Origin of the sequence: Streptomyces sp. NPDC017676, assembly GCF_044329325.1 — a bacterium.
In the GTDB taxonomy this organism is placed as follows: Bacteria; Actinomycetota; Actinomycetes; order Streptomycetales; family Streptomycetaceae; genus Streptomyces.
On record NZ_JBIRJA010000004.1, the window covers coordinates 86,052 to 112,237 of the forward strand.

Genomic DNA, 26,186 nt, shown 5'->3' on the forward strand with positions numbered 1-26,186 from the left:
GCGCTCACGAGGACGCGAAGATGGTCTTCTTCTGGCGCTCGATGGACGACAGCAGGCTGTCCACGCCCTTGGGGTTCTGGAGGAACTTCTGCAGGCCGGGCTGCATCACCGTGGAGGTGAAGTCGGGGCGGCTGTCGCGGTCCATGAACTGGGTGAGGCTCTTGGCGCTGCCGATCATCTCGAACGCCTTCTTCTGCAGCGCCGAGTAGGAGGAGGTGTCGGCCTTGCTGGAGGCGGCGACCACGCTCGGGTCGGTCTTCAGGTACAGCTCCTCCGCGGCGGGGCTGCCCAGGTACTCCAGCAGCTTGACGACACCCGCGTGGTTCTTCGGGGACTTGCTCACCATGAAGCCGTCGGTCGGCGCCTCGACGGTGTCCTGGCCGTACGCGGAGTTGATCTCCGGGAAGGCGAAGAAGTCGAGGTCGTCCAGGTCGGCCTTGTTGGTGAACTGCTGGGCCACGAACGAGCCGAGGAGGTACATGCCGGCCTTCTTCGCGACCAGGCTCTGCGCGGCGTCCTGCCAGGTGCGGCCCATGAAGCCGTCCTGGTGGTAGGGGAGGATCTCGGCCCAGTGGTCGAAGACGTCCTTCACCTTGGCGTCGGTCCAGGACGCCTTGCCGGCCATCAGCTGGACGTGGAAGTCGTAGCCGTTCAGGCGGAAGTTGATCTGGTCGAAGGTGCCCATCGCCGGCCAGGCGTCCTTGTCGCCGAAGGCGATCGGGACCAGGCCGTCCTTCTTCATCTGCTTGCACAGGGCGACGAGGTCGTCCCAGGTGGTGGGGACCTCGTAGCCGTGCTGCTGGAAGACGCTCTTGCGGTAGAAGACCGCCCACGGGTAGGTGGTCAGCGGCACGAAGTAGTACTTGCCGTCCTCGCCCTTGCTGAGCTTCTTCATGGCCTCGGGGAAGTTGTCCCCGATCTTGGCCCACACGTCGTCGATCGGCGTGGCCAGCTTCTTCGCCGCGAAGAACTGCATGCGGTAGCCGGCGAACCAGTTGAACACGTCGTCCGGGGTGCCCTGCAGATACGAGTTGATCTGCTCCTGGAAGGTGTTGTGGTCCTTGGTGTTCACGTCGACGGTGATGCCGGACTGCTTCTTGAAGGCCGCGTAGACGCTCTCGAAGGCCTTCTTGGGCACCGCGTCCGAGGCGTTGGAACCCAGGGTGACGGTCTTCGGGTCGGAACCGGAACCGCTGCCTCCGCAGGCGGACAGCAGGGGTATGCCGGCGCCGGCGAGCAGGGCGGCACCACCCGCTCCGCGCAGCAGGGAACGGCGGCTGGGACCCGGGACGGAGAGACCGGAGGGCGAGAGGCGCATGGCGGCTCCTGATGCATACAGGGTTCGGCCAAGGGGATGAGCTGATCACTGAAAGGTTCGAAACCGCTCAGAAATCAACTCGACCGAACATCGTGGGCGTAATAACAGCCCCATGTCCGCTCATGCGTCAATAGCTCCGGTGCCACTGAGGTGTCTCTTGCCCGAAACGTAATCGTCACCGTCACCTGCACCGTTGACGATGGCGGGACGCAACGGCCCCCACGGCCCGGGCAGGCCGAGGGGGCTGTGTGAAACAGATCGTTCCGTTTCAGCTTCTGACCAGCAGTTGGAAGTCGAAGGCGTACCGGGACGCCCGGTAGACGTGGCTGCCGTGCTCCACCGGCCGGCCCGCGTCGTCGTAGGCGGTGCGCCGCATGGTGAGCAGGGCCGCGCCCTCCGGCTCCTCCAGCAGGGCGCCCTCCTCGGCGCTCGCGGCGCGGGCACCGATGGACTGGCGGGCGCTGTGCAGGACGATCCCGGCGGAGCGCAGCATCCGGTACAGGCCCGTGGACTCCAGCCGTTCGGTGCCGAGTTCCAGCAGGGCGGCGGGCAGGTGGTTGCGCAGGAACGCCACCGGCCGGCCGTGGGTGCGGCGCAGCCGCTCCAGTACGACGACCTCGGCGCCCTCCGGGAGGCCCAGGGCGGCGGCCACGTCGGCGGGCGCCGCGATCCGCTCGTTGCGCAGCACCCGGGTGGTCGGGCCCTGTCCGGCCGACTCCAGGTCGTCGTAGAGGCTGCTGAGTTCCAGCGGGCGTCTGACCTGGCTGTGCACCACCTGCGTCCCGACCCCCCGGCGCCGCACCAGCAGCCCCTTGTCGACCAGGGACTGGATCGCCTGGCGGACGGTGGGCCGGGACAGCCCGAGCCGCACCGACAGGTCGACCTCGTTGCCGAGCAGATTCCCCGGTACCAGCACGCCGCGCTCGATGGCCGCCTCCAGTTGCCGGGCGAGCTGGTAGTACAACGGGACCGGGCTGGACCGGTCCAGGGCGAAGGCCACGGGATCCAGCGCGCGATCACCCGGTGCCGTTCGCTGCGGGGTGCGGTGTACTGGGCTCATGTCCCTCAGGTGTAGGCCCCGGCGCCGAAGGTGTCAATGGTTTGTACTTACATTCGGACCTGCTTGTGAAATGATGTCTTAACAAAGTATTGACAGCGGGCTCGACAGAGGCTTGTATCCCGTCCCAACGCAACAGCGTCCTTGCCCCGTCGCACGCACAGTGAGGTGCTGGAAAGATGGACCGCTCTTCTCGTCCCCGCTCCCGCAGACTGGCCCCCCTCGTGGCGGTGGCCGCCGCGGCAGCCCTCACCCTCGCCGGCTGCTCCAGCAGTTCCGGCGGCAAGAAGGCCGAGGAGGAAGCGGCGAACCCCTCCGCGGGCAAGGCCGACACCCCCCGTATGACCGTCGCCCTGGTCACCCACCAGGCGCCCGGCGACACCTTCTGGGACACCGTCCGCAAGGGCGCGGAGGCCGCGGCGGCCAAGGACAACATCAAGCTGATCTACTCCGCCGACCCCAACGCGGGCAACCAGGCGAACTACGTGCAGAACGCGATCGACCAGAAGGTCGACGGCATCGCGGTCACCCTGGCCAAGCCCGACGCGATGAAGGGCGCCATCGCCAAGGCCGAGCAGGCCGGCATCCCGGTGGTCGGCCTCAACTCCGGACTGAGCGACTGGAAGAAGCTCGGCCTGCTGGAGTTCTTCGGGCAGGACGAGAGCGTGGCGGGCGAGGCGTTCGGCAACAAGCTCAACACGACCGGCGCGAAGAAGATCGTCTGCGTGATCCAGGAACAGGGCAACGTGGGCCTCACCCAGCGCTGCGACGGCGTGAAGAAGACGTTCAAGGGCACCACGGACACCCTGTACGTGAACGGCACCGACATGCCGTCGGTGAAGTCGACCATCACCGCCAAGCTGAAGCAGGACAAGTCCGTGGACACCGTCGTCACCCTCGGCGCCCCCTTCGCGCTGACCGCGGTCCAGTCGGTGGGCGACGCGGGCAGCAAGGCGAAGGTGGCCACCTTCGACCTCAACAAGGACCTGGTCAAGGCGGTGCAGAAGGGCACCATCGAGTTCGCCGTCGACCAGCAGCCCTACCTCCAGGGCTACCTGGCGGTCGACTCGCTGTGGCTCTACAAGAACAACGGCAACTACAGCGGCGGCGGTGAGCAGGCCGTGCTCACCGGCCCGGCCTTCGTGGACAAGTCCAACGTCGACAAGGTCGCCGGGTTCGCCGCGAAGGGCACCCGGTGATGAGCATGGCCCAGCAGGCTGAGCCGGCGGTCGGCAGGCCGCCGGCGTCCGGCCCGAAGCAGACCGACGGCCGCACCGCCCGGCGCCCGCTGGCCCTCCGCCTGCTGGCCCGGCCCGAGGTGGGTGTCTTCCTCGGCGCCGTCGCCGTCCTGGTCTTCTTCCTGATCACGGCGCCGCCGGTGCGCGACGGCAGTTCGATGGCGAACATCCTCTACCAGTCGTCGACCATCGGCATCATGGCCCTCCCGGTGGCCCTGCTGATGATCGGCGGGGAGTTCGACCTCTCCTCCGGCGTCGCGGTGATCTCCTCGGCGCTCACCGCGAGCATGCTCAGCTACCAGCTCACCGTGAACGTGTGGACCGGTGTGATCGTCGCCCTGATCGTGTCCCTCGCGATCGGCGCCTTCAACGGCTGGATGGTGGTGAAGACCGGGCTGCCCAGCTTCCTGGTCACCCTGGGCACGTTCCTGATCCTCCAGGGCACCAACCTCGCGGTCACCAAGCTGGTCACCGGCAATGTCGCCACCGACGACATCAGCGACATGGACGGCTTCGACCAGGCCCGCAGGATCTTCGCCTCCTCCTTCGACGTGGGCGGGGTCCAGGTGAAGATCACCGTGGTCTGGTGGCTGGTCTTCGCGGCCCTGGCCACCTGGGTGCTGCTGCGCACCAAGTACGGCAACTGGATCTTCGCCGTCGGCGGCAACAAGGACAGCGCCCGCGCGGTCGGTGTCCCGGTGAGGTTCACCAAGATCACCCTGTTCATGCTGGTCGGCTTCGGCGCCTGGTTCGTCGGCATGCACAACCTGTTCTCGTTCAACACCGTGCAGTCCGGCGAGGGCGTCGGCCAGGAGCTGATCTACATCGCCGCGGCCGTCATCGGCGGCTGCCTGCTCACCGGCGGCTACGGCTCCGCGATCGGCCCGGTCTTCGGCGCCTTCATGTTCGGCATGGTGCAGCAGGGCATCGTCTACGCCGGCTGGAACCCCGACTGGTTCAAGGCCTTCCTCGGCGTGATGCTCCTCGGCGCCGTCCTGATCAATCTGTGGGTCCAGCGCACGGCGACCCGGAGGTAAGCGATGACCGACAACACCACGGGCACCCACGGCGCCGTCCTCCAGGACAGCGCGCCCACCCCCGACGGGCTCCTGGTCGAACTCCGCGGCGCCGGCAAGTCCTACGGCAACATCCGCGCCCTGCACGGCGTCGACCTGAAGGTCCACACCGGCCGGGTGACCTGCGTGCTCGGCGACAACGGCGCCGGCAAGTCCACCCTCATCAAGATCATCTCGGGGCTGCACCAGCACACCGAGGGCGAGTTCCTCGTCGACGGCACTCCGGTGCGCTTCACCACCCCGCGCGAAGCTCTCGACAAGGGCATCGCCGCCGTCTACCAGGACCTCGCCACCGTCCCCCTGATGCCGGTGTGGCGGAACTTCTTCCTCGGCTCCGAGATGACCAAGGGTCCCTGGCCGCTGCGCCGGCTCGACATCGCCCGGATGAAGGAGACCGCCGACCAGGAACTGCGCAACATGGGCATCGTCCTGGACGACCTGGAACAGCCCATCGGCACCCTCTCCGGCGGCCAGCGCCAGTGCGTCGCCATCGCCCGCGCCGTCTACTTCGGCGCCCGCGTGCTCATCCTGGACGAGCCCACCGCCGCCCTCGGCGTCAAGCAGTCCGGGGTGGTGCTGAAGTACATCGCCGCCGCCCGCGACCGCGGCCTCGGCGTCATCTTCATCACCCACAACCCCCACCACGCCTACATGGTCGGCGACCACTTCAGCGTCCTGCGCCTCGGCACCCTGGAACTGAGCGCCGAACGCAGCGAGATCGGCCTCGAAGAACTGACCAACCACATGGCCGGCGGCGCCGAACTCGCCGCGCTCAAGCACGAGCTGGCCCAGGTGCGCGGCGTCGACGTGGAGGAGCTGCCCGAGGAGGGCGACCTCAGCGCACCCGTGGCGGCCTCCCCGGAAGGAAACACCTGATCATGGCGCACCCCACCCCGCTCGACCGCATCCGGGTCGGCTCCGCCCCCGACTCCTGGGGTGTCTGGTTCCCCGACGACCCCCAGCAGGTGCCCTGGGAACGCTTCCTCGACGAGGTCGCCGAAGCCGGCTACGACTGGATCGAACTCGGCCCCTACGGCTACCTCCCCACCGATCCCGCCCGGCTCACCGACGAGGTGGCCAAGCGGAACCTGAAGGTCTCGGCGGGCACGGTCTTCACCGGCATGCACCGCGGCCCCGCCGTCTGGGAGGAGACCTGGGCGCACGTCAGCCAGGTCGCCGCGCTCACCCAGGCGATGGGCGCCCGGCACCTGGTCGTCATCCCCTCCTTCTGGCGGGACGACAAGACCGCCGAGATCCTGGAGCCACCCGAGCTGACCGCCGGGCAGTGGGCCCACCTGACCAAGGGCATGGAACGACTCGGCCACGAGGTCAAGGAGACCTACGGCCTGGACATCGTCGTCCACCCGCACGCCGACACCCACATCGACACCGAGGAACACGTCGAGCGCTTCCTGGACTCGACCGACAGCGAGCTGGTCAACCTCTGCCTGGACACCGGGCACTACGCCTACTGCGGCGGGGACAGCGTCAAGCTGATCGAGACCTACGGCGAGCGCATCGGGTACCTGCACCTCAAGCAGGTCGACCCGGACATCCTCGCCGAGGTGGTCGCGGGCGGGGTGCCGTTCGGACCGGCCGTGCAGCGCGGGGTGATGTGCGAACCGCCCTCCGGGGTCCCCGAGCTGGGGCCGGTCCTGGAGGCGGCGCAGAAGCTCGGTGTGGAGCTGTTCGCGATCGTCGAGCAGGACATGTACCCGTGCGAGCCGGACAAGCCGCTGCCGATCGCGGTACGCACCCGGCGCTTCCTGCGGTCCTGCGGGGCGTAGAGTCTTTCGTTCGGATCAGGCCGGATCAGGGAGCGGTGCCAGGGCTCGCGAGCCCGGCGTGATCCGAACGAGAGGCCCTAGGTCCTGTCGTCAAACTCCCGTCGTCCGCCCGGAGGGCGGGCCGTGCGGCGTCAGGTGCGTGCTTTCGCCGTGCCGGCCACAGGCCCTCGTACTGGGCGTACTCGGGTCTGGGGCCGGTGCGGCGAGAGTGCGTGCATGGCGTCGCGCGGCAGACGGGAGTTTGACGACAGGGCCTAGGGGGCCGGGTGCACACGACCGGGCCGCGGTGCCGACGACCGCGGCCCGGTTCCTGCGCTGTCCCGGGGGATTCGGGCACCGGGCGGCCGGGAACCAACGGGGGCACACGGGCGTCTGACCGACAACGGGGAACGCCCGCGCGGACGGGAGGACGAGATGACACACCGTACGGACCCACGCACCACATCCCAGGACCCGGCCGACGCCGCCGCCCGGCGCCGCGACCGCTTCGGCGCGCTGCCGGAGCGGATACGCCCGCAGGACACGGTGGAGACGAAGCCGGCGACGGTGCCGGACCCGGCGCGGGACACCTACAACCCGGACGAGTGGCTGATCCGGTACTGCGGCTGACGGACACGCCGACGGCGCCGGGCAGCTGCCCGGCGCCGTCGGCGTGCGGTCAGACCGTCCGTACCTCGGCGAGGGTCACCGGCCGGTGCTCGTGCAGCGACAGCGTGCAGGCCTCCGCGATCCAGCCGGCCTCCAGGGCGTCCTCGACGGTGCACGGCGAGGTCCGGGTGCCGGCCACGACCTCGGTGAACGCTGTCAGTTCGGCGCGGTAGGCGTCGGTGAAGCGGTCCATGAAGAAGTCGTGCGGGGTGCCGGCCGGGAAGGTGACACCGGGTTCGACCGAGCGCAGCGGCAGCTTGTCGTCCAGGCCGACGGCGATGGAGTCGGCGAAACCGTGCAGCTCCATGCGCACGTCGTAACCCCGCTTGTTGTGCCGGGAGTTGGACACCACCGCGATCGTGCCGTCGTCCAGGGTGAGGATCGCCCCGGTGGTGTCGGCGTCGCCCGCCGCCTTGATGTAGTCGGCGCCCCGGTTGCCGCCCACCGCGTACACCTCGGTGACCTCACGGCCCGTCACCCAGCGGATGATGTCGAAGTCGTGCACCGAGCAGTCACGGAAGATGCCCCCGGACGCGGCGATGTAGGCGGCCGGCGGCGGCGCCGGGTCCAGGGTCGTGGAGCGGACCGTGTGCAGCGTGCCCAGCTCACCGGCCTGTACGGCGGCCCGCGCGGCGACGAAGCCCGCGTCGAAGCGCCGGTTGTAGCCGATCTGGACGGGCACGTCGCTGCCCTGTACGGCCCTCAGCACCTCGACGCCCTCCGCCATGGTGCGGGCGACCGGCTTCTCGCAGAAGACCGGGACGCCCGCCTCGACGCCGGCCCGGATCAGGGCGGGGTGGGCGTCGGTGGCCGCCGCCACGACGAGGCCGTCCACGCCGGCCGCGAGCAGGGCCTCCGGCGAGTCCGCGACCTGTGCCCCGAACCGCTCGGCGGCGGCCTTGGCCGCCTCCGCGAACGGGTCGGCGACGACGAGCGACTCGACGGCGTCCAGTCCGGCGAGGGTCTCGGCGTGGAAGGCGCCGATGCGGCCGAGGCCGAGGATTCCGATACGCATGCGGTACTGCTCCTAGGGTTGGTGCTTCGGTTCTAGTCGAGGCCGCCGAGGACGTTCTGGTCCCAGTCGATCACCGACCCGGTGACCACCCCCGACCGCTCGGACAGCAGGAAGACCACGAAGTCCGCGATTTCGTCCGGCTGGCCGAGCTTGCCCATCGGCAGCCGGGCCGCGGCCTGCTCCCGCCAGTCGTCACCGGCGCCGTGGAAGGCCCGCTGGGTGGCGTCCTCGCCCTCGGTCGCGGTCCAGCCGATGTTCAGGCCGTTGATCCGGATCCGGTCCCAGCGGTGGGCGTGCGCCGCGTTCCGGGTCAGGCCCACCAGGCCCGCCTTGGCGGCGACGTACGGCGCGAGGAACGGCTGCCCGCCGTGCGCCGACGAGGTGATGACGTTGACGATCGTGCCGGGCGCCTTGCGGGCCGTCATGTCGGCGACCGCCGCCTGCATCGCGAAGAACGGCCCCTTCAGATTGACCGCGATGTGCGCGTCGAACAACTCCGGCGTGGTGTCCAGCAACGTGCCCCGCGAGGTCAGCCCGGCCGAGTTCACCAGGCAGTCGACGCGGCCGTAGGCGTCCACGACCTCGGCGACCGACGCCTTCGCCTGCTCGGCGTCCGCCAGATCGGCCTGGACGTACACCGCCTTGCCGCCGGTCGCCGACAACTCGGCCACCAGCGCCTCGCCCGGCTCCGGGCGCCGCCCGCTCACCGCCACGACGGCGCCCTCGCGCACGGCGGCCCGCGCGATGGCGGCCCCGACGCCCTGGCTGCCGCCGTTGACCAGAACGACCTTGTCGTCGAGAAGTCCCATGCCCTGCCTCAGCTCTTCCGGCGTTCCGCCGCCGCCCGCAGTTCCTCGCGCAGCCGCACGGGCTGCCATGTCTCCCTCAGCGCCCGCCGCACCAGGTCCGCCTGCGCCGGCGGGGCCAGCCCGGCGACCGGCGGATCGCTGTCCAGGTCGGTGGGGAAGGGGTAGCCCTCGGCGCTCGCGGCGATCACGTTCTCCAGCCACTCCTCGGAGGCACCCGCCTCCTTGCGCCGCAGCAGCACCGGGAACACCGCGTTCGCCACCGCCTCGCGGTCCACGGTCTCCATCGCGCGGCCGAACGCGGACGAGATCTGCAGGAGGTTGGCGGTGCGCCGGACGTCCGCCGTCCGGTTGGTGCCGGCGGCGTGGAAGAGCGCCGGGTTGAAGAAGGCGGCGTCGCCCTTCGCGAGCGGGAGCTGCACGTGGTGCGCCGCGAAGTACTCCTGGAACTCCGGGAGCCGCCAGGCCAGGTAGCCCGGCTCGTACAGCTGGGAGTACGGCAGGTACAGCGTCGGTCCGGACTCCACCGGCATGGCGCAGTGGGCGACCGCACCCTGGAGGGTGAGCACGGGCGAGAGGCGGTGCACGTGGGCGGGGTAGGCGGCGGCCACCGCGTTGCTCAGGAAGCCCAGGTGGTAGTCCCGGTGCGCGGTCTGTCCGGCGCCGCCCGGGTTGACCACGTTGACCTGGGAGGTGACCTGGTAGCCGGGGCCCAGCCAAGACGTGGCGAGCAGCGCCAGGACGTCGTTGGCGTAGTAGTCGGCGAACGCCTCCGCGTCGTACAGGGCCGTCTTCTCCAGCGCGTTCCACACCCGGTCGTTGGCGCCGGGCGCGGCGAAGTGGTCGCCCGCGGTCGCCCCGGCGGCCCGCTGCCCGTCGATCAGCGCCTCGAACACCGCCGTGACCCGGTCGACGACGTCCGGTTCCGGGAAGGCGGCCCGGACGACGACGATCCCGGGGCCCTCGGCGAGCGCCCGCACCAGCTCGGCCCGCAGCGCGGTCCGGTCGCCGGCCGTCCGCAGCCCTTCACCCTCGTACACGAGGACGTTCTCCACGACGGACGCGGCGTACGGGTAGGCGGCCGGATCCGTGGTGCGCTCGACCAGGGCGCGGAACGCGCCGAGATCGCAGTCCTGATCGGACAGCCAGGCACGGCCTGGCACGGCGGCGACGGACATCGGTGTCCCTCTTTCGGTCACGGGAGCGGCGCCTTCGGTCACGGCAAGCGGCGCGGCCCTGTCATTCTTGTCAGTACAAACCCCTCGAACAACCAGCACGCGACCATCAAAAACCCCTCAAGGAGCCGGTCCATGGGCCACCCGTTCCCGATCCGGGAGATCGCACGTCAGGCCGGTCTCAGCGAGGCCACCGTGGACCGGGTGCTGAACGGCAGGGGAGGGGTGCGCGAGAGCACCGCGCGGGAGGTGCGCCGGGCCATCGCCGACCTCGACCGGCAGCGCACCCAGGTCCGGCTGGTCGGCCGTACCTTCATGGTCGACATCGTGGCCCAGGCGCCCGAGCGGTTCACCACCGCCGTACGCGCCGCCCTGGAGGCCGAACTGCCCGCCCTGCACCCGGCCGTCGTGCGCTCCCGCTTCCACTTCCGCGAGACCGGCCCGGTCCGGGAACTGGTCGGCACGCTCGACCGGATCGCGCGGCGCGGCTCGCAGGGAGTGATCCTCAAGGCGCCGGACGTCCCCGAGGTCACCGCGGCCGTCGGCCGGCTGACCGCCGCCGGCGTCCCGGTCGTCACCCTCGTCACCGACCTGCCCGCGAGCGGACGCGTCGCCTACGTCGGCATCGACAACCGGGCGGCCGGCGCGACCGCCGCCTACCTGACGGGCCAGTGGCTCGGCGACCGGCCCGGCAACGTCCTCACCAGCCTCAGCAGCGGCTTCTTCCGCAACGAGGAGGAGCGCGAGATGGGCTTCCGCAGTGTCATGCGGGCCCGGCACCCGGAGCGGACGCTGGTGGAGATCGCCGAGGGCCACGGCCTGGACGCCACGCAGTACGACCTGGTCCGCGCCGCCCTGGAACGCGACCCGGGGATCCGGGCGGTGTACTCCATCGGCGGCGGCAACAACGCCACCCTGCGGGCCTTCGCCGACCTCGGCCGCGAGTGCGCCGTGTTCGTCGCGCACGACCTGGACCACGACAACACCCGGCTGCTGCGCGAGCACCGCCTGTCCGCGGTGCTCCACCACGATCTGCGGCACGACCTGCGCGAGGCCTGCCACGAGGTGATGCGCTTCCACGGCGCGCTGCCGCCGGCCGGGCCGGTCCTGCCGTCGGCGATCCAGGTGGTCACGCCGTACAACATGCCTACGACCCCGGCAGGGTGACCCACGCCCCGCTCGCGGCGGACTCCGCCATCGCGTCCAGCACGGTGGCGCTGTGCACCGCGTCCGCGAGCGTGGTGCCGTACGGGGTGCCCTCGGCGATGGAGCGGACGAAGCGGTAGGCCTCGATCACCTTCAGGTCGTCGTAGCCCATCGCGTTGGCCGCGCCCGGCTGGAACGCGGCGAACTCCCCGGCGCCCGGCCCGACGTACACCGTGCTCACCGGCTGGTCCTGGTACGTGGTACCCCGGCTCACCTTCAGTTCGTTCATCCGGCGGAAGTCCCAGAACACCGCGCCCCGGGTGCCGTGCACCTCGAAGCCGTAGTTGTTCTGCTCGCCGACCGAGACCCGGCAGGCCTCCAGGACGCCGCGGGCGCCGGACGCGAAGCGGAGCAGGCAGCTGACGTAGTCCTCGTTCTCGACCGGGCCCGGCTCGCCGCCGGCGGCCAGGGCGTGGCCGGCCGTCGCACCGCTCGGACGGGCGCGTTCCGGGACGAAGACCGCCGTGTCGGCGGTGAGCGAGGCGATGTCGCCGAGCAGGAAGCGGGCCAGGTCGGCGCCGTGCGAGGCCAGGTCGCCGAGCACCCCGCTGCCCCCGCGCTCGCGCTCGTAACGCCAGGTCAGGGCGCCGTCTGGATGGGCCGCGTAGTCGCTGAAGAGGCGGATGCGGACGTGCGTGACCGTGCCGATCCCGCCGGAGGCGATCAGCTCGCGGGCGGCCTCGACGGCGGGCGCGTTGCGGTAGTTGAAGCCGACCGCGCCCTGCACGCCGGCCTTGGCGACGGCGTCGGCGACGGCGCGGGCGTCCCCGGCGGTCAGGCCCACCGGCTTCTCGATCCACAGGTGCTTGCCGGCCTCGGCCATCGCCACGCCGATCTCCCGGTGCAGGAAGTTCGGCGCGGTGACGCTCACCGCCTGGACGCGCGGGTCGGCGGCCACCTCGCGCCAGTCCCGGGTCGCCGAGGCGAACCCGAACCGCTCGGCGGCCTCCTCCGCCCGCCCCGGCACCTCTTCGGCGACCGTGACCAGCCGGGGCCGCAGCGGCAGCCGGGGGTAGTGGTGCGGGAGACGGGCGTACGCCTGGGTGTGCACCCGGCCCATCCAGCCGAACCCGATGACGGCGACACCGAGCGCGTCCACCATGACAGCCCCTCTCCGTTTGGACCGGTCCATCGACGGTCCAGGCCACCTTTGTTCGGACATGGGCAGCGTGTCAACCCTTTGACAGCGCGGCACGCCGCGTGGAACGGTCCATCCCATGAGAGCGCCGACGATCCGCGACGTGGCCGAACGGGCCGGCGTGTCGAAGTCGCTCGTCTCCCTGGTGCTGCGCGGCTCCGGCCCGGTGCGCCCCGAGAAGCGGGAGGCGGTCCTGCGGGCCGTGCGCGAGCTGGGCTACCGGCCGAACGCGGCGGCCCGCAGCCTCAGCGAGCAGCGCACCCGCACCATCGGTGTCCTCCTGGACGACCTGCGCAACCCCTGGTTCGTCGAACTGCTCGACGGGCTCAACTCCCTGCTGCACGCGGCCGGTCTGCACATGATCCTCGCCGACGCCCGCCTGGGCCGGCGGATGGGCCACGACCTCGCCGAGCCCTTCCTGGACCTGGGCGTCGACGGACTGGTGGTGGTCGGCACGGTCCCGGACGCGGGCGGCCTCGGCGCGCTCGCGCGGCGGATGCCGGTGGTCGTGGCCGGCGCGCGCGAGGCGCAGCCGCCGGGGGTGGACGTCGTCGCGGGCGACGACGAGCGGGGCGCCCGGCTCGCCACCGAGCACCTGCTCGGGCTCGGCCACCGCCGGATCGCGCACCTCGCCGGCCACGGCGCCGTCGGCGCGCTGCGCCGGCGGGGCTTCGAGACGGCGATGCGCGCGCACGGCGCCGAACCGCTCGTCGAGCCCGGCGATCTGACCGAGGAGGGCGGCTACCGCGGAACCGTCCGCCTGCTCAGCCGCCCCGAGCGGCCCACGGCACTCTTCGCCGTCAACGACATGACCGCGGTGGGCGCGCTGTCGGCGGCCGGTGAGCTGGGGCTGCGGGTGCCCGGCGACCTGTCCGTGACCGGGTACGACAACACCAGCGTCTCCCGGCTGCGGCACCTGTGGCTGACCACCGTCGACACCGCCCCGCACGAGGTGGGCCGGCGCGCCGCCCGCTGCCTGCTGGACCGCTTCGAGCGGCCGGGTGACGAGGGGCGGGTGCGGCTGGCCGCGCCGACGCTGGAGATCCGGGGGACGACGGGACCGCCCGGGGACGGCCTGCCGGGGTGAACGGCCCCCGAGGTCGACGTGGCCTACCAGGGTGGTGCCGCCGCTGAGGCCGGTGCGGCCTCCCGGGGGGATAACGACCGTCGAGGTCGGCGTGGCTTCCCGGGGGGATAACGACCGTCGAGGTCGGCGTGGCTTCCCGGGGTGAGACGGCCGCCGAGGTCGGCGTGGCCTCCCGGGGTGATACGGCCGCCGAGGTCGGCGTGGCCTCCCGGGGTGATACGGCGCCGAGGCCGGTGCGGCCTCCCGGGGTGCCGGCGCTGAGATCGACACGGCCGCCAGGTCGACGTGGCCGCCGAGGCTGGTACGGCCTCCCAGGCTGACACCGCCTCACAGGGTGACGGCGTACGCCTTGCGCAGTGTCTCGTGGACGGTCCACGTCGTACGGTCGCCCGCGCGGAGCACCGCCATGTCGCCGGGCCCCACCGTCAGCGTCGGCCCGTCCTCGACCTCGATGGTCGCCGAGCCGCTGATCACCACGAACAGCTCGTCCGCCTCCGTGTCCGTGACCACGCCCGGTGTGATCTGCCAGATGCCCCGGAGCTGCCGGCCGTCCGCCGACTCCCACACCACCTTCCCGGTCACCTCGGGGTTCCCGGCGATGATCTGCTCCGGAGCCAGGGGTTCGGGTTCGAGGTCGGCGTCGGGGATGTTGAGCGCGAAGCTGTGCGTCATGCCACCGACCCTGGTCGGTGCGGCAGCCGCGCCGCCATGGACAGGGTGTGGGGCATCGGGCCTGGTCGGAGGACACTTCGTCGGGGAGCGCCGGCTGGCGGGGGCACGGGGCGCGGGTGATCGTGGGGACATGGCTGACTCCACGGCGGCCGGCCCGGCGCCGCCCCGGCAGCACGACACACGGGAGATCGTCCTGTTCGGCGGGGTGTACGGCGCCGTCCTCGCCAGCTCGATGGTCGCGGCGCTCACCCAGTACGGGCACACGTCCGCCGGTGTCCGCGGCTACGACGCGGCATGGGTGCTGGTGACCGCGGGCGCCTCCGCCCTCGCCCACGGCTACGCGCACTACATCGCCGAGCGCACCCCGCACGGCCGGTGGGACGTCCTGCTCGCCATGCGCAACGAGTGGCCGCTGGTCACGGCCGTGCTGCCCACCGTCTTCCTGCTCGCGGGCGCCTACTGGAAGTGGTGGCCCGCGAAAGGCGTCGAGTACGCGGCGTTCGTCCTCAACATCGTGATCCTCTTCGGCATCGGCCTCGTCACCGCCCGCTGGTCGGCGCGCCGCTGGCCGACCGCCGTCCTCATGGGGCTGGGGGATGCGTGCCTGGGGGTCGTGGTGGTGGTGGCGAACGCGGTCATCAAGTAGGGGCGGAGGGCGGCGGCCCACGGACCGCATGGTCAGCGGCTGGTGCGGACTCCGTCCAGGGCGATGGCCAGGACCCGGTCGCGCTGGGCGTCGTCCTCGAACGCCGTCGCCGTGATCCCGGCGACCATCCGCAGCAGATCGCCGAAGTCCATGTCCGCCCGGGCGGCACCGGCGCGCTGCGCGCGTTCCAGCAGGGGGCCGCCGGCCTCGTACATGGAGTCGCGGCAGGACTGGAAGATGTCGGACTCGCCGTCGAGGGCCTCGCGCACGGCGCGCTTGGTGACCATGTACCCGGCGAACCGGTTCAGCCAGTCCGTCAGCGCCTCCCACGGTTCCCGGTCCGCGAGCTCGACGGCCGCCCGGCACAGGGCGTTGACCTCGTCGGCGTAGACGCTCTCGAACAGGTCGCGGCGGGTCGGGAAGTTCCGGTACAGGGTGCCGATGCCGACGCCCGCGCGGCGGGCGATGTCCTCCAGGGAGGCGTCGGCGCCGTGCTCCGCGAACGCCTCGCGGGCGGCGCCGAGCAGGGCGTCGTAGTTGCGGGCGGCGTCCTTACGGTGCGGCCGGCGGGCCGCCACGATCTCGCTGACGGGGAACGGCGTGGCCGTCACTGCTGCCTCCCGGAAGGGAATCGACTGGAACCGGAGGTGCACCTCCGCTACAGTGGAGGCGTACCTCCACTTTAACAGTGCGGGGTCGGCTCCGCCGTGGCCGGACGCGGCCCGCGGAGCCGGCTCCGGGCATTCCCGTGGCGCGGCCCGTACGACCGCGCCCCTCGGTACCCGGCTCACCCGGTACCGACCCTCCACGTCCTTGTTCTCCCTCCGCGTCCCTGATTTCGGAGAGGCTTCTTCATGCCCCGCGCGTCCACTCGCCTCACCTTCACGGTCCTCGCGACCGGTGCCGGCGTGTTCTCCATGCTCCAGTCGCTCATCGCGCCGGCCCTGCCGACCGTCCAACACGCCCTGCACACCTCGCAGTCCACCGCGACCTGGGTGATGACGGCCTATCTGCTGTCCGCCTCGGTCTTCACCCCGATCCTCGGCCGGGTCGGCGACCTCGTCGGCAAGAAACGGACCCTCGTCGCCGTCCTGCTGGCCGTCCTCGCGGGCTGTCTGGTCGCCGCGCTGGCCCCGAACATCGGCGTGCTCATCCTCGCCCGGGTCGTCCAGGGTGTCGGCGGCGCCCTGTTCCCGCTGTCCTTCGGCATCATCCGGGACGAGTTCGCCCCCGGTGAGGTCAGCGGCAGCATCAGCAACCTCTCCGCCGTGATCGCCGCGGGCGGCGGGGTCGGCATCGTGGCCGCCGGTCCGATCGTGTCCGCGCTCGACTACCGGTGGCTGTTCTGGATCCCGGTGGCGGTCGTCGCCGCGACGGTCCTGATCGCGCTGCGCTACGTCCCCGAGTCGCCCAAGCGGGCGGAGGGGAAGGTCAGTTGGAGCGGGGCCGTGCTGCTCTCCGGCTGGCTGGTGGCCCTGCTGCTGCCGTTGAGCCAGGCCGGCCAGTGGGGCTGGGGCTCGGCGAAGGTGCTCGGTCTGTTCGCCGGCGCCGTCGTGCTGTTCGGCGTGTGGCTGGCGACCGAGGCCCGCTCGCGCAGCCCGCTCATCGATCTGCGGGTGCTGCGGATGCCCGCGGTGTGGACGACCAACACGGCCGCGCTGCTGTTCGGTGCCGGCATGTACTCCATCTGGTCCTTCCTGCCGGGCTTCGTCCAGACGCCGTCCGCGGCCGGTTACGGCTTCGGCGCCAGCGTCACCGCGTCCGGCCTGCTCATGCTGCCGATGCTGGTCGCGATGTTCCTCTCCGGCGTCCTGTCGGGCCGTCTGGAGCCCCGCGTCGGCGCCAAGGCGCTGCTCACCGCCGGTGCCGCGCTCGGCGCGCTGGCCTGCGGCTTCCTCACCCTGTGGCATGACGAGCAGTGGCAGGTGGCCGTCGTCTCGGGCCTGTTCGGCCTCGGCATCGGACTCGCCTTCGCCTCGATGGCCAACCTCATCGTGGGCAGCGTGCCGGTGGAGCAGACCGGCGCCGCGACGGGCATGAACGCCAACATCCGCACCATCGGCGGCTCGATCGGCGCCGCGCTCACCAGCGTCCTGGTCACCGGCCGGCTCCAGCCCTCGGGCCTGCCGTACGCCTCCGGCTACACCCACGGCTGGGCCCTGCTCGCCGTCCTCTGCCTGGCCGCGACCGGCGCCGCCCTCCTCGTCCCGGTCCGCCGCGCCGGCCGCCCGGCCGCCCCGGACGCCGTACCGGGGCCGACACGGGCACCCGCTCAGGTGCGGTAGGGTTGACCTGCGTGATCACGCGGAACGCTCCGCGTGAGACCGCGGCGGGACGTGGCGCAGCTTGGTAGCGCACTTGACTGGGGGTCAAGGGGTCGCAGGTTCAAATCCTGTCGTCCCGACGGGAGCATCGCTCCGAATCCGCAGATCAGGGCCCTTCCTCACCATGGTGAGGAAGGGCCCTCGGTCGTTTCACGGAGTTCGAACCCTCGAAACCCTTCATCCACGCCGGCGATCGGTCGGGGCGGGCGTCCGCACGCGCCGAGAGTCAAACGGTCGTCTTATACGGTCGTATTGTACGGTCGTATGGATCTCGGCTACGGTGAACCCATGAACACCGACAACGCCCGGCGTTCCGCCCTCACCATCGACGGCCGCACCCTGTCCTACGTGGACTTCGGCGGCCCCGGCCGCCCGCTGCTCCCCCTGCACGGGCCCATGTCCGAGGGCATGTCGTACGCCGGTCTCGCCGCCCGCCCCGCCCCGGACTGGCGGGTCATAGCACCGGACCAGCGCGGCCACGGCGACTCCGACCGGGCGGCCGACTACAGCCGGGAGGGCTATCTCGCCGACCTGGAAGCCCTCATGGACCACCTGGGACCGGACCGCGCGGCCCTCCTCGGCCACTCGCTCGGCGCGATCAACGCCTACCAGTTCGCCGCCCGCCACCGCGAGCGCGTGACCGCGCTGGGCAACGGGGAGGGCTGTGCCGAGCTCGGCCTGGACGGCAGCAATCCGTTGGCGTTCGTGCTGAACCTTCCGGAGGGCACCTGTCCCAGCCGGGAGGCGTTCGTGGCGCGGCTGGGCCCGTTCGCCCCCTTCCTCGAATCCGCTGTTCGCCGACGGCCGGACGGGAGCTGGGGCCTGCACTTCCACCCCGAGGACATCTACGAATCCGAGGAGCGGGTCCACGGCGGCCACTGGGCCGACTGGACCGGCTCGACCTGCCCGGCGCTGCTGATACGCGGCACCGAAGCGGGTGTGCTGTCGGCGGAACAGGCAGCGTGGATGGCCGCTCGGCGGCCCGGCACCCGTCTCGTCGAACTGGGAACGGACCACTTCCTGTACGCCAACGACCCGGTCGGCTTCGCGGACGCGGTCCGGGACTTCCTCGCCTCGGCACAGCCATGGCCGGCAGCCTTTCCCGCCGTCGCTCCGACGATGCGGCACCAGATGCCTCACGGTGAGCCACCGACAACGCGCCGGCTCGGCCCGACCTCGACGAACCCGGCCCCAAGAAGCACATAGAGCAGGCGAACGCGTGGATCGGGACGCTCGTCGGTGGGTGACTCCGGGGCTCTCGGCCTACAACCTGCTCACGCAGCAGTAACCGGTGCGATCGTGCCGGACGAGGGCAGCGTCAGGCCCAGTCGGATCTGGCTGTCCGCGGTGGCCACGATCGTCTCCACGATGTCCCGGGGCTGCCAGCCCAGCACCGAACGGGCCTTCTCGTTGCTGATGACGGGGATCCGGCCGCGCAGGGCCGCGGCGTCGCGCAGCGCCGGTTCCGTCTTCGCGGCCTCGATCACCTGCTCGATGGTCAGCTCCTCGGAGGGCAGCAGACCGGCCGCCGCGGGGAAGTGCTCACGCAGGACCCGTGCCATGCCGAAGAGACTGATCGACGGTCCACCGACGGCGATGAACCGCTCGCCCGCCGCCTTCGGATGCAGCATGGCGCGCAGGTGCAGGTCCACGACGTCGCGTACGTCGACGACGCCGAAGTACATGACCGGCACCACGGGCATCCGTCCGGTCAGCATGTTCCTGACCAGACCGACCGAGCCGGAGGGCCGGTCGCCCAGTTGGGGACCGAAGATGCCGGTGGGGTTGACGACCGTCAGCTCGATGTCTCCATGGGTGTGGACGTGGTCCCAGGCCGCGCGCTCGGCGAGCACCTTCGACTTGTGGTACGCGGGGAGGCCCTCGGTGTCCGGGTCGGTCCAGTCCGCCTCCGAGTAATGGTTGTCGGGCTTCACCGTGTATCCGACCGCGGCGTAGGACGACGTCATCACCACGCGTGGGACGCCGGCCATCCGGGCGGCGGAGAGGACCCGCAGGGCGCCGTCGCGGGCCGGGCGGATGATGTCGTCCTCCGTCTCGGGCGGAGTGGTGGGGAACGGCGACGCGTGGTGCAGCACGTGGCTGACACCGTCCATGGCCTCCGCCCAGCCGCAGTCGGCGCCGAGGTCGGCGACGGCGAACTCCAGCCGGTCCGCCGGATCGACCCCGGCCCGGCGGAGCGCGGACAGGACCTGTGCCTCCTGTCCGGGCTCCCGGATCGTCACCCGGGTCCGGTACCCCTCGGCCGTCAGCCGGGCGATCGAGTGGCTGCCGACGAGACCGGTACCACCGGTGACGAGCACTCTCTCGCGCTCGGAGACGGAGCCGGAGGCAGAGATTGCGGTGTTCTGTGTGTTCATCCTGTTCGGTCCTTCAGTCAGTGAACTGGTCCATCACGCGCCTGACGTCCTCGATCGCCTGCTTCTCGGTGTCGGCGTCCCCGCGGACCCGGGCGTCCCAGAGGTCCGCCTTGCCGCGCAGATACGCCAGGCGGAGCCGAAGCCGCTCGATGTCGGCGGCCAGCTTCTCCGCCTGTGCGGCGAACAGGTCCCGCTGTTCGGCCGCCGCGGAGTCGCCCCGGGCACGCAGATCCAGATAGCGGCGCATTCCGCTGACCGTCATCCCCGCCGAGCGCAGGCAGGCCAGCGCCAGGACACGGTCCGCGGTCGCCGGGTCATAGCGGCGGTGACCGCTGGACTCGTCGCGGGCGACCCTGCCCAGCAGGCCGATCTTCTCGTAGTAGCGGAGTGTGGGCTCGGTGAAACCCGAGCGCCGGGCCATCTCCTGGATGGTCAGGCCCGCGGTCCGGTCTGTGCTCCCTGCCATGCGGCCAAGCCTCCGACACTTGAAGCGCTTGAGGTCAAACCACACGGTGGGTGATGCGACGCGCGTCACCCGGGAAGGCCGCTCCCGGCGTCCGGGGGAGCGTCCCGTTGAACCCGTCGCTCCGCCTCCGCGTGCTCCTGCACGGGGACCCCGCACGCCCGCGGCCCCCGCCCGTCCGCTTCCCGGGGGAGTCGCCATGATTCGGGTGCTGGCCGTCGACGACGAGGAACCGGCGCTCGCCGAACTGCTGTTCCTGCTGCGGGCCGATCCCCGGGTGCGGTCGGCGGAGGGGGTCCTCGAAGCGGCCGAGGCGCTGCGGCGGCTGGCCCGGCCCGGGGCGGACGGTGCGGCGGACGTCGACGCGGTGTTCCTGGACATCCGCATGGCGGGTCTCGGCGGCCTGGACCTCGCCCGGCTTCTCGCCGGGCGAGCCGAGCCGCCCCGCGTCGTCTTCGTCTCCGCGCACGCGGAGCACGAGGAGTACGCCCTCCGGGCGCCCGGGCTCCGCGCCGTCGACTGGCTGCTCAAGCCGGTGCGGCGCGAGCGCCTGACCGAGACGGTCCGGCGGGTCGCCGAGCTGGTCGCGGCCGACCGCACCCCCCACCCGGGCCGCTCCGGGGCCCGGCCGCTCGCCGACCGCGTCCCGGTGGAGCGCGAGGGCGTCACACGGTTGCTGTCCGTCGCCGACATCACGCGTGCCGAGGCCCATGGCGACCACTCCCGGCTGTACACCCGCGAGGACAGCCACCTGGTGCGCATCCCGTTGTCCACGCTGGAGGAGTGCTGGCGGGCGCAGGGCTTCATGCGCATCCACCGGCGCCATCTCGTGTCCCTCGCCCGCATCGACGCCTTACGAGTCGACGGGGGCAGGCTGACGGTCAGGATCGGCGCGGCGGTGCTGGTCGTGAGCCGCCGGTGCGCCCGTGAACTGCGGGATCTGCTGGTCGAGAAGGCCATGACGGACCAGCCCGGCAACGGTCGCTGACCGGAAGCTGTCGCTTTGGTTCCCTGGTGCGTACACTCCACTGCGAAGTGTGATCATCGCGGTCGGAGGACGCGGCATGGGTGCTCCTGGGACTCCTCGACGTGAAGTGGTCACGGGGACTCCGCGCGCGGCCCGCGTGGACCACGCAGGCCATGGAGGCCACGGTCACGCCCGCCCCGGTGCCGTCCGGGCGGGTGCGAAGGACCCGGCCGTCGAATCCCTCGCCCTCCGTGCCCTGATACGACGTCAACTCCGGCTCGGCCTCCTCGCGTTCGGTCTGCTCGTCGTCCTCCTCGGACCGCTGCCCCTGGTCTTCGCCGCCCTGCCGTACACGGGGACCTGGCCGGGTGGCGCCCTGATCGTCTGGGCGGTTCTCGGCGTCGCCGTCTACCCGGCCCTCGTCGTCATCGGCCGCTGGTACGTCGTACGCGCCGAACGCAACGAACGGGACACCGCGGACCTCGCCGAGAGGGTCTGACGGTGACCGACGCTCCGCAGCACCGGCCCGGCCGCGCGGGGGCCGCCGGGTGAACCAGACGTACGGCATCGTGGCCGTGTCGGCGGCGGTCGTCGCGACCCTGGTGATCGGCTCGACGGGGCTGCGCATCTCCCGCACCACCTCCGACTTCTACGTCGCCTCCCGCACCGTTCCGCCGTACCTCAACGCCATGGCCATCAGCGGCGAGTACCTGTCGGCGGCCTCCTTCCTCGGCATCGCCGGACTCGTCGCCGCCGAGGGCGTCGAGATGCTCTGGTTCCCCGTCGGCTACGCCGCCGGCTACCTCGTGCTGCTCGTGTTCGTCGCCGCCCCGCTGCGCCGCTCCGGGGCGTACACCCTGCCCGACTTCGCCGACGCCCGGCTGGAGTCCAGGGCCGCCCGGCGCGTCGCCAGCGTGCTCGTCGTCGGCGTCGGCTGGCTCTACCTGCTGCCCCAGCTCCAGGGCGCGGGCCTCACCCTCGGCCTGGTCACCGGCGCACCGCGCTGGCTCGGCGGGGTGCTCGTCGCCGTAGTCGTCACCCTGGCCGTGGCCGCCGGCGGCATGCGCAGCATCACCTTCGTCCAGGCCTTCCAGTACTGCCTGAAACTGACCGCACTGCTCGTCCCCGCCATCTTCCTGGTGCTCGCCTGGCACGGCGACCCGCGCCCCGCCGACGCCCTGGACGAGCCGCCGACCTTCCGCCGGCACACCCAGGTCACCGTCGAGACCACCGTCCGCATCAGGATCGAGACGCCGCTGCGGGCCGTCGCGACCGGCGCCGTGGACGGACGGGACTACGACGACGGCCGCCTGCTGCTGGATCCCGGGGTGCACGAGGTGAGGGCCGGGACGACCCTCCGGTTCCCGCAGGACACCCCGGTGCCCGAGCGAGAGACCGACGACGGACGGCGCACCGGAGCCTCCAGCTGGGCGGCGCCCCTGTCGGGCGGCAAGGACGATCACCCGCTGTACACGACGTACGGGCTGATCTTCGCCACCTTCCTCGGCACCATGGGACTGCCCCACGTCCTCGTCCGCTTCTACACCAACCCCGACGGCCGCGCCGCCCGGCGCACCACCGTGATCGTGCTCGCCCTGGTCGGCGGCTTCTACCTGCTGCCGCCCCTCTACGGCCTGCTCGGCCGGATCTACGCCCCCGACCTGCTGCTCACCGGCACCACGGACGCCGCCGTGCTCGTCCTGCCGGAACGGCTCGTCGGCGGCCCGGGCGGCGACCTGCTCGGCGCGCTGATCGCCGCCGGCGCCTGTGCCGCCTTCCTGTCCACCGCCTCCGGGCTCACCCTGTCCGTCGCGGGCGTGCTCAGCCAGGACGTCCTGCCCTCCCTCGGCGTCCGCCACTTCCGGCTGGCGACGCTCCTGGCGGTCGCCGTGCCCGTCACGGTGAGCGTGGCCGCCGGCAACCTCCCCGTCGCCAACGCCGTCGGCCTCGCCTTCGCGGTGGCCGCCTCCTCCTTCTGCCCGCTGCTGGTGCTCGGCATCTGGTGGCGCGGCCTCACCGCGCCCGGCGCCATCGCGGGACTGCTCACCGGCGGCGGCAGCGCCCTCGTCGCGGTCGCCCTGACCATCGCCGGGCCCCTGACCGACGGCTGGGCGCACACCCTCCTCGCCTGGCCGGCCGTGTGGTCCGTACCGCTCGGCTTCCTGACCATGATCCTGGTCTCCCTGGCCACCCGGGACCGGATCCCGGCCGGCACCGAGGCCGCGATGGCCCGCCTCCACCTGCCCGAACGCCCCGCCGGCCAGGGCGCGCCCACCACCCGCCGAGGAGTGACCACCCCATGACGACCCACCCGCCCGCGGCCGAGGGGGCCCGCGCGTGAACGGGTTCGCCCTCCTCGCCGCCGGGGCCCCGCTGTTGTTCGCCGGGGGCCTCGCCGCCGGACGCCTGCTCGCCCGCCGCGCCGCCGAGGGCGGGACGGACCCCGGTACCCCCGTGGAACGCGCCACCTTCCACACCCTGCACACCGCGTCGGAGGCCGCGCCCCCGCTGCGCGCCGGACTCACCGAGGACGCGGCCCGCAAGGCGGTACGACGGCTCCGGCCGCTGTTCGGCACGGCCGCGCTCGGCCTCACCGAGCGGGACCGGCCGCTGGCCTGGGACGGACCGGGCCGGCACCACGAGGACACCGTCCTGGACCGGGTCCGTCAGGTGCTGGACACCGGCCGCGCCCAGACCTTCGCCGTCGGCTGCCCGGACCCGGACTGTCCCGTGCGCTGGGGCGCCGCCGTGCCGCTCACCGTCGACCGGCGGGTGCTCGGCGCCCTCGTCGTGCTCGGCGTCCGGGAGTCGGCGTCCCTCCTGCGGGCCGCCGAGGAGGTGGCGCGCTGGGTCTCCGTACAGCTCGAACTCGCCGAGCTGGACCGGGCCCGCACGGGACTGATCGAGGCGGAGATCCGGGCGCTGCGCGCGCAGATCTCCCCGCACTTCATCTACAACTCCCTCGCGGCGATCGCCTCGTTCGTCCGCACCGACCCCGAGCGGGCACGCGAGCTCCTGCTGGAGTTCGCCGACTTCACCCGCTACTCCTTCCGCCGGCACGGTGAGTTCACCACCCTGGCCGAGGAACTGCGTTCCATCGAGCAGTTCCTGGAACTGGTCCGTGCCCGGTTCGGGCAGCGGCTGCGCGTGACCCTGCAGATCGCCCCCGAGGTACTGCCCGTGACGGTGCCCTTCCTGTGCCTCCAGCCGCTGGTGGAGAACGCCGTCAAGCACGGGCTGGAGGAGAGCGTCGAGCGCAGCCGGATCAGCATCACGGCGCTGGACGAGGGGGCGCTGGCCCGGATCGTCATCGAGGACAACGGGGTCGGCATGGAACCGGACCGGCTGCGCCGGATCCTGCGCGGCGAGGGCAGCCCGACGGCGGGCATCGGGCTGCGCAACGTGGACGAGCGGCTGCGGCAGGTCTACGGCGACGACCACGGGCTGGTGATCGAGACCGGCGTCGGAGCCGGCATGAAGATCACCATCCGCATCCCCAAGTACCGGCCGGGGGTGCACAGCACACCCCCGCGCACGGCGTCCGGCAGCGCCTGAGGGCGGCAGGCCGGCCGGGACGTCAGCGACCGGTTGCCGGGGGCTGTGCCTGCTTGCGCTGCCGCCGGGCCGCCATCACCGCGTAGACGATGATCCCGACGAACAGGAACAGCACGCCCTGGTAGACCGCCGCGTAGCCGGCGCCCGCCATCAGCCACACCGAGAAGGCCGCGGCCACCGCGGTGACCACGCCGTCCCGTACCAGCCGGGCCCGGTCGACCGCCTCGGGACGGCCGGACACGAGGTGGAAGATCTGCGCGGCGGTCGCCAGCAGATACGGCACCGTCGCGGTGAACGTGGTGACCAGCACCAGGACCTCGAAGACCTTGCCCGAGCCCGAGAAGTAGTTGTAGACGGTGAGCAGCGAGGCGAGGACGACCGTCACGCCCACCCCGACCGTGGGCACGCCCCGCCGCCGGCGCGTGAAGGCGCTCGGGAACAGCCCGTCGCGGGCCGCCGCGTACGGCGTCTGGGCGCTCAGCAGGGTCCAGCCGTTGAGGCAGCCGGTCATCGACACCAGGGCGGCGAGCGCCACGGCCGTACCGCCCCAGCCGCCGCCGAACATCGTGTTCACGGCGTCCGAGAACGGCGCGGTGGAGGTCACCAGACGATCGTGCGCGACCGTGCCGAACACCGACAGCGTGCCCAGCAGGTACACCAGCGCCGCGCCGGCGGTGCCGATCACGGTGGCGCGCCCCACGTTGCGGCGGGCGTTCCTGACCTCGCCCGCGCTGACGGCGGCGGACTCCACCCCCAGGTAGGAGAAGAGCAGCAGGGCGGCGGAGGCGGACACCGCGCCGACCGCGCTCTGGCCGCTGGAGTTGAACGGGCCGAGCCGGTCGGGGTCGAAGAAGAACAGCCCGCCGACCGCGACGAGCAGCAGCGGCACGAACTTCAGCACGGTGGACACCAACTGCACGGCACCCACGTACCGGGTGCCCGCGAAGTTGGCGAGCGCGGGCAGCCACTGGAGGGCCAGCGCGGCCAGGCAGGCGGTCCAGCGGTGCTGGTTCACCGGGATCAGCACGTCGAGGTACCCGACGGCGGCCACGGCGAGCGCGGCGTTCGACACCCAGGTGGTGATCCAGTACGACCAGGCCGCCAGGAACCCCGCGAAGTCGCCGAACGCCTCGCGGGCGTAGACGTAGGGGCCGCCGGTGCGCGGGTCGCGCGCGGCGAGCCGGCCGAAGACCAGGGCCAACGCGATGGCGCCGACGGTGAGCACGCCGAAGGCGACCAGGCTGACCGTGCCGTAGGGAGCGATGGAGGCGGGGAGCAGGAAGATGCCGCCGCCGATGATGTTGCCCATGACCAGCGCGGTGGCGACGGGCAGGCCGAACCTGCGGGCATGCCTGCCGGTGTCGCCGTGCGGGTCCTCGACGGGAGCCGTGGGGGTCTCCGCGGGGATCTCCGCGGGGGCCGGAGCCGACTGCGGGACGGTTCCGGTGTTGTGCATGGGTGGTGCGCCTCTCATGGAACTGACGTTCCCGGGATCACCGGGACGCGTCCCATGGTCGGGGATGTACCGATGTGGCTCAAAATCGCCGCTTTTTGTTCCGTACGGGCCGCCGGATCGTGCAAAAAGCGTCGCGGCGCGCATCCCCGGCCGTGATATGTCCGGTGCCGGAGG

At 71.9% G+C, this 26,186-nt stretch carries 25 protein-coding genes and 1 tRNA gene; 15 read left to right on the forward strand and 11 right to left on the reverse strand.

Features of this window, described 5'->3' with window-relative positions; genetic code table 11:
• Window positions 1-4: 4 nt before the first annotated feature.
• Window positions 5-1,318, reverse strand: a complete 1,314-nt coding sequence (locus tag ACH4LD_RS10480) for an ABC transporter substrate-binding protein (protein WP_132789038.1) — start codon at window positions 1,316-1,318, stop codon at window positions 5-7.
• Between the two features lie 268 nt (window positions 1,319-1,586).
• Window positions 1,587-2,378 carry a GntR family transcriptional regulator gene (locus tag ACH4LD_RS10485; protein WP_398053835.1) on the reverse strand — a complete coding sequence of 264 codons (792 nt, stop codon included), beginning with the start codon at window positions 2,376-2,378 and terminating at the stop codon, window positions 1,587-1,589.
• Between the two features lie 176 nt (window positions 2,379-2,554).
• Between ACH4LD_RS10485 and ACH4LD_RS10490 the strand changes: the two genes are divergently transcribed.
• The 5 genes from ACH4LD_RS10490 to ACH4LD_RS10510 all read left to right on the forward strand — a co-directional run bounded on the left by ACH4LD_RS10490 (window position 2,555) and on the right by ACH4LD_RS10510 (window position 7,085).
• Window positions 2,555-3,574: a sugar ABC transporter substrate-binding protein gene (locus tag ACH4LD_RS10490; RefSeq protein WP_398053836.1), complete on the forward strand. Its 1,020-nt coding sequence runs from the start codon at window positions 2,555-2,557 to the stop codon at window positions 3,572-3,574.
• Window positions 3,574-4,650 carry an ABC transporter permease gene (locus ACH4LD_RS10495; RefSeq protein WP_132789035.1) on the forward strand — a complete coding sequence of 359 codons (1,077 nt, stop codon included), beginning with the start codon at window positions 3,574-3,576 and terminating at the stop codon, window positions 4,648-4,650. Before ACH4LD_RS10490 ends, ACH4LD_RS10495 begins: the two co-directional genes overlap by 1 nt.
• 3 nt (window positions 4,651-4,653) lie before the next feature.
• Window positions 4,654-5,565, forward strand: a complete 912-nt coding sequence (locus ACH4LD_RS10500; protein WP_132789034.1) for an ATP-binding cassette domain-containing protein — start codon at window positions 4,654-4,656, stop codon at window positions 5,563-5,565.
• Between the two features lie 2 nt (window positions 5,566-5,567).
• The gene (locus ACH4LD_RS10505) at window positions 5,568-6,476 is read left to right on the forward strand and encodes a sugar phosphate isomerase/epimerase family protein (protein ID WP_392048972.1); all 909 of its coding nucleotides are present in this window, start codon (window positions 5,568-5,570) and stop codon (window positions 6,474-6,476) included.
• Between the two features lie 414 nt (window positions 6,477-6,890).
• Complete coding sequence (locus ACH4LD_RS10510; protein ID WP_132789032.1) at window positions 6,891-7,085, forward strand: hypothetical protein; 195 nt, start codon at window positions 6,891-6,893, stop codon at window positions 7,083-7,085.
• 49 nt (window positions 7,086-7,134) lie between these two features.
• Here ACH4LD_RS10510 and ACH4LD_RS10515 read toward each other — a convergent pair whose 3' ends face one another.
• The 3 genes from ACH4LD_RS10515 to ACH4LD_RS10525 are packed head-to-tail and all read right to left on the reverse strand — an operon-like array spanning window position 7,135 to window position 10,123.
• Window positions 7,135-8,139, reverse strand: coding sequence for a Gfo/Idh/MocA family oxidoreductase (locus ACH4LD_RS10515; RefSeq protein ID WP_398053837.1), 1,005 nt, complete (start codon window positions 8,137-8,139; stop codon window positions 7,135-7,137).
• A gap of 32 nt (window positions 8,140-8,171) precedes the next feature.
• The gene (locus ACH4LD_RS10520) at window positions 8,172-8,948 is read right to left on the reverse strand and encodes an SDR family oxidoreductase (RefSeq protein ID WP_132789030.1); all 777 of its coding nucleotides are present in this window, start codon (window positions 8,946-8,948) and stop codon (window positions 8,172-8,174) included.
• Between the two features lie 8 nt (window positions 8,949-8,956).
• Window positions 8,957-10,123 carry a phytanoyl-CoA dioxygenase family protein gene (locus tag ACH4LD_RS10525; protein WP_398053838.1) on the reverse strand — a complete coding sequence of 389 codons (1,167 nt, stop codon included), beginning with the start codon at window positions 10,121-10,123 and terminating at the stop codon, window positions 8,957-8,959.
• Between the two features lie 132 nt (window positions 10,124-10,255).
• Here ACH4LD_RS10525 and ACH4LD_RS10530 point away from each other — a divergent pair, with 132 nt between their 5' ends.
• Window positions 10,256-11,287 (forward strand): LacI family DNA-binding transcriptional regulator, encoded by a 1,032-nt coding sequence (locus ACH4LD_RS10530; protein ID WP_398053839.1) that lies wholly within the window; start codon window positions 10,256-10,258, stop codon window positions 11,285-11,287.
• Here ACH4LD_RS10530 and ACH4LD_RS10535 read toward each other — a convergent pair.
• A complete protein-coding gene (locus ACH4LD_RS10535) occupies window positions 11,268-12,428 on the reverse strand; it encodes a Gfo/Idh/MocA family protein (protein WP_398053840.1) in 1,161 nt (386 codons plus the stop codon). The two genes, ACH4LD_RS10530 and ACH4LD_RS10535, sit on opposite strands and share 20 nt — an antisense overlap.
• A gap of 115 nt (window positions 12,429-12,543) precedes the next feature.
• Here ACH4LD_RS10535 and ACH4LD_RS10540 point away from each other — a divergent pair, with 115 nt between their 5' ends.
• Complete coding sequence (locus ACH4LD_RS10540) at window positions 12,544-13,551, forward strand: LacI family DNA-binding transcriptional regulator (protein ID WP_398053841.1); 1,008 nt, start codon at window positions 12,544-12,546, stop codon at window positions 13,549-13,551.
• A 327-nt stretch (window positions 13,552-13,878) separates the two neighbouring features.
• On the opposite strand, the gene ACH4LD_RS10545 is transcribed toward ACH4LD_RS10540, so the two are convergent.
• Complete coding sequence (locus ACH4LD_RS10545; RefSeq protein ID WP_398053842.1) at window positions 13,879-14,223, reverse strand: cupin domain-containing protein; 345 nt, start codon at window positions 14,221-14,223, stop codon at window positions 13,879-13,881.
• A 130-nt stretch (window positions 14,224-14,353) separates the two neighbouring features.
• Here ACH4LD_RS10545 and ACH4LD_RS10550 point away from each other — a divergent pair, with 130 nt between their 5' ends.
• Window positions 14,354-14,869 (forward strand): hypothetical protein, encoded by a 516-nt coding sequence (locus ACH4LD_RS10550; RefSeq protein ID WP_132789024.1) that lies wholly within the window; start codon window positions 14,354-14,356, stop codon window positions 14,867-14,869.
• A gap of 32 nt (window positions 14,870-14,901) precedes the next feature.
• Here ACH4LD_RS10550 and ACH4LD_RS10555 read toward each other — a convergent pair whose 3' ends face one another.
• Entirely contained in the window at window positions 14,902-15,480 is a 579-nt protein-coding gene (locus ACH4LD_RS10555) for a TetR/AcrR family transcriptional regulator (protein ID WP_398053843.1), read from the reverse strand.
• A gap of 243 nt (window positions 15,481-15,723) precedes the next feature.
• On the opposite strand from ACH4LD_RS10555, the gene ACH4LD_RS10560 reads away from it, so the two are divergent.
• The 3 genes from ACH4LD_RS10560 (at window position 15,724) to ACH4LD_RS10570 (ending at window position 18,399) form a co-directional block, all read left to right on the forward strand.
• Window positions 15,724-17,154, forward strand: a complete 1,431-nt coding sequence (locus ACH4LD_RS10560) for an MFS transporter (protein ID WP_398053844.1) — start codon at window positions 15,724-15,726, stop codon at window positions 17,152-17,154.
• 45 nt (window positions 17,155-17,199) lie between these two features.
• Window positions 17,200-17,273, forward strand: a tRNA-Pro gene (locus ACH4LD_RS10565).
• A 208-nt stretch (window positions 17,274-17,481) separates the two neighbouring features.
• The gene (locus ACH4LD_RS10570; RefSeq protein ID WP_398053845.1) at window positions 17,482-18,399 is read left to right on the forward strand and encodes an alpha/beta fold hydrolase; all 918 of its coding nucleotides are present in this window, start codon (window positions 17,482-17,484) and stop codon (window positions 18,397-18,399) included.
• Between the two features lie 68 nt (window positions 18,400-18,467).
• Here ACH4LD_RS10570 and ACH4LD_RS10575 read toward each other — a convergent pair whose 3' ends face one another.
• The gene (locus ACH4LD_RS10575; protein ID WP_398053846.1) at window positions 18,468-19,571 is read right to left on the reverse strand and encodes an NAD-dependent epimerase/dehydratase family protein; all 1,104 of its coding nucleotides are present in this window, start codon (window positions 19,569-19,571) and stop codon (window positions 18,468-18,470) included.
• Window positions 19,572-19,584: 13 nt separating this feature from the next.
• Window positions 19,585-20,037, reverse strand: a complete 453-nt coding sequence (locus tag ACH4LD_RS10580; protein WP_398053847.1) for a MerR family transcriptional regulator — start codon at window positions 20,035-20,037, stop codon at window positions 19,585-19,587.
• A 196-nt stretch (window positions 20,038-20,233) separates the two neighbouring features.
• Between ACH4LD_RS10580 and ACH4LD_RS10585 the strand changes: the two genes are divergently transcribed.
• The 4 genes from ACH4LD_RS10585 (at window position 20,234) to ACH4LD_RS10600 (ending at window position 24,556) form a co-directional block, all read left to right on the forward strand.
• The gene (locus tag ACH4LD_RS10585) at window positions 20,234-21,022 is read left to right on the forward strand and encodes a LytR/AlgR family response regulator transcription factor (RefSeq protein WP_398053848.1); all 789 of its coding nucleotides are present in this window, start codon (window positions 20,234-20,236) and stop codon (window positions 21,020-21,022) included.
• Between the two features lie 136 nt (window positions 21,023-21,158).
• Window positions 21,159-21,500, forward strand: coding sequence for a hypothetical protein (locus ACH4LD_RS10590; protein WP_398106168.1), 342 nt, complete (start codon window positions 21,159-21,161; stop codon window positions 21,498-21,500).
• A 49-nt stretch (window positions 21,501-21,549) separates the two neighbouring features.
• Entirely contained in the window at window positions 21,550-23,304 is a 1,755-nt protein-coding gene (locus tag ACH4LD_RS10595; RefSeq protein ID WP_398053850.1) for a cation acetate symporter, read from the forward strand.
• A gap of 34 nt (window positions 23,305-23,338) precedes the next feature.
• Window positions 23,339-24,556, forward strand: a complete 1,218-nt coding sequence (locus tag ACH4LD_RS10600) for a sensor histidine kinase (RefSeq protein ID WP_398053851.1) — start codon at window positions 23,339-23,341, stop codon at window positions 24,554-24,556.
• A 22-nt stretch (window positions 24,557-24,578) separates the two neighbouring features.
• Here ACH4LD_RS10600 and ACH4LD_RS10605 read toward each other — a convergent pair whose 3' ends face one another.
• On the reverse strand, window positions 24,579-26,012 hold the full coding sequence (locus tag ACH4LD_RS10605) for an amino acid permease (protein WP_398053852.1): 1,434 nt from the start codon (window positions 26,010-26,012) through the stop codon (window positions 24,579-24,581).
• Window positions 26,013-26,186: the final 174 nt, after the last annotated feature.

What these genes read in the sequence shown, in the direction of transcription:
- ACH4LD_RS10480 (WP_132789038.1), bottom strand. Translation starts at nt 1,318, where the DNA reads ATGCGCCTCTCGCCCTCCGGTCTCTCCGTCCCGGGTCCCAGCCGCCGT.
- ACH4LD_RS10485 (WP_398053835.1), bottom strand. Translation starts at nt 2,378, where the DNA reads ATGAGCCCAGTACACCGCACCCCGCAGCGAACGGCACCGGGTGATCGC.
- ACH4LD_RS10490 (WP_398053836.1), top strand. Translation starts at nt 2,555, where the DNA reads ATGGACCGCTCTTCTCGTCCCCGCTCCCGCAGACTGGCCCCCCTCGTG.
- ACH4LD_RS10495 (WP_132789035.1), top strand. Translation starts at nt 3,574, where the DNA reads ATGAGCATGGCCCAGCAGGCTGAGCCGGCGGTCGGCAGGCCGCCGGCG.
- ACH4LD_RS10500 (WP_132789034.1), top strand. Translation starts at nt 4,654, where the DNA reads ATGACCGACAACACCACGGGCACCCACGGCGCCGTCCTCCAGGACAGC.
- ACH4LD_RS10505 (WP_392048972.1), top strand. Translation starts at nt 5,568, where the DNA reads ATGGCGCACCCCACCCCGCTCGACCGCATCCGGGTCGGCTCCGCCCCC.
- ACH4LD_RS10510 (WP_132789032.1), top strand. Translation starts at nt 6,891, where the DNA reads ATGACACACCGTACGGACCCACGCACCACATCCCAGGACCCGGCCGAC.
- ACH4LD_RS10515 (WP_398053837.1), bottom strand. Translation starts at nt 8,139, where the DNA reads ATGCGTATCGGAATCCTCGGCCTCGGCCGCATCGGCGCCTTCCACGCC.
- ACH4LD_RS10520 (WP_132789030.1), bottom strand. Translation starts at nt 8,948, where the DNA reads ATGGGACTTCTCGACGACAAGGTCGTTCTGGTCAACGGCGGCAGCCAG.
- ACH4LD_RS10525 (WP_398053838.1), bottom strand. Translation starts at nt 10,123, where the DNA reads ATGTCCGTCGCCGCCGTGCCAGGCCGTGCCTGGCTGTCCGATCAGGAC.
- ACH4LD_RS10530 (WP_398053839.1), top strand. Translation starts at nt 10,256, where the DNA reads ATGGGCCACCCGTTCCCGATCCGGGAGATCGCACGTCAGGCCGGTCTC.
- ACH4LD_RS10535 (WP_398053840.1), bottom strand. Translation starts at nt 12,428, where the DNA reads ATGGTGGACGCGCTCGGTGTCGCCGTCATCGGGTTCGGCTGGATGGGC.
- ACH4LD_RS10540 (WP_398053841.1), top strand. Translation starts at nt 12,544, where the DNA reads ATGAGAGCGCCGACGATCCGCGACGTGGCCGAACGGGCCGGCGTGTCG.
- ACH4LD_RS10545 (WP_398053842.1), bottom strand. Translation starts at nt 14,223, where the DNA reads ATGACGCACAGCTTCGCGCTCAACATCCCCGACGCCGACCTCGAACCC.
- ACH4LD_RS10550 (WP_132789024.1), top strand. Translation starts at nt 14,354, where the DNA reads ATGGCTGACTCCACGGCGGCCGGCCCGGCGCCGCCCCGGCAGCACGAC.
- ACH4LD_RS10560 (WP_398053844.1), top strand. Translation starts at nt 15,724, where the DNA reads ATGCCCCGCGCGTCCACTCGCCTCACCTTCACGGTCCTCGCGACCGGT.
- ACH4LD_RS10570 (WP_398053845.1), top strand. Translation starts at nt 17,482, where the DNA reads ATGAACACCGACAACGCCCGGCGTTCCGCCCTCACCATCGACGGCCGC.
- ACH4LD_RS10575 (WP_398053846.1), bottom strand. Translation starts at nt 19,571, where the DNA reads ATGAACACACAGAACACCGCAATCTCTGCCTCCGGCTCCGTCTCCGAG.
- ACH4LD_RS10580 (WP_398053847.1), bottom strand. Translation starts at nt 20,037, where the DNA reads ATGGCAGGGAGCACAGACCGGACCGCGGGCCTGACCATCCAGGAGATG.
- ACH4LD_RS10585 (WP_398053848.1), top strand. Translation starts at nt 20,234, where the DNA reads ATGATTCGGGTGCTGGCCGTCGACGACGAGGAACCGGCGCTCGCCGAA.
- ACH4LD_RS10605 (WP_398053852.1), bottom strand. Translation starts at nt 26,012, where the DNA reads ATGCACAACACCGGAACCGTCCCGCAGTCGGCTCCGGCCCCCGCGGAG.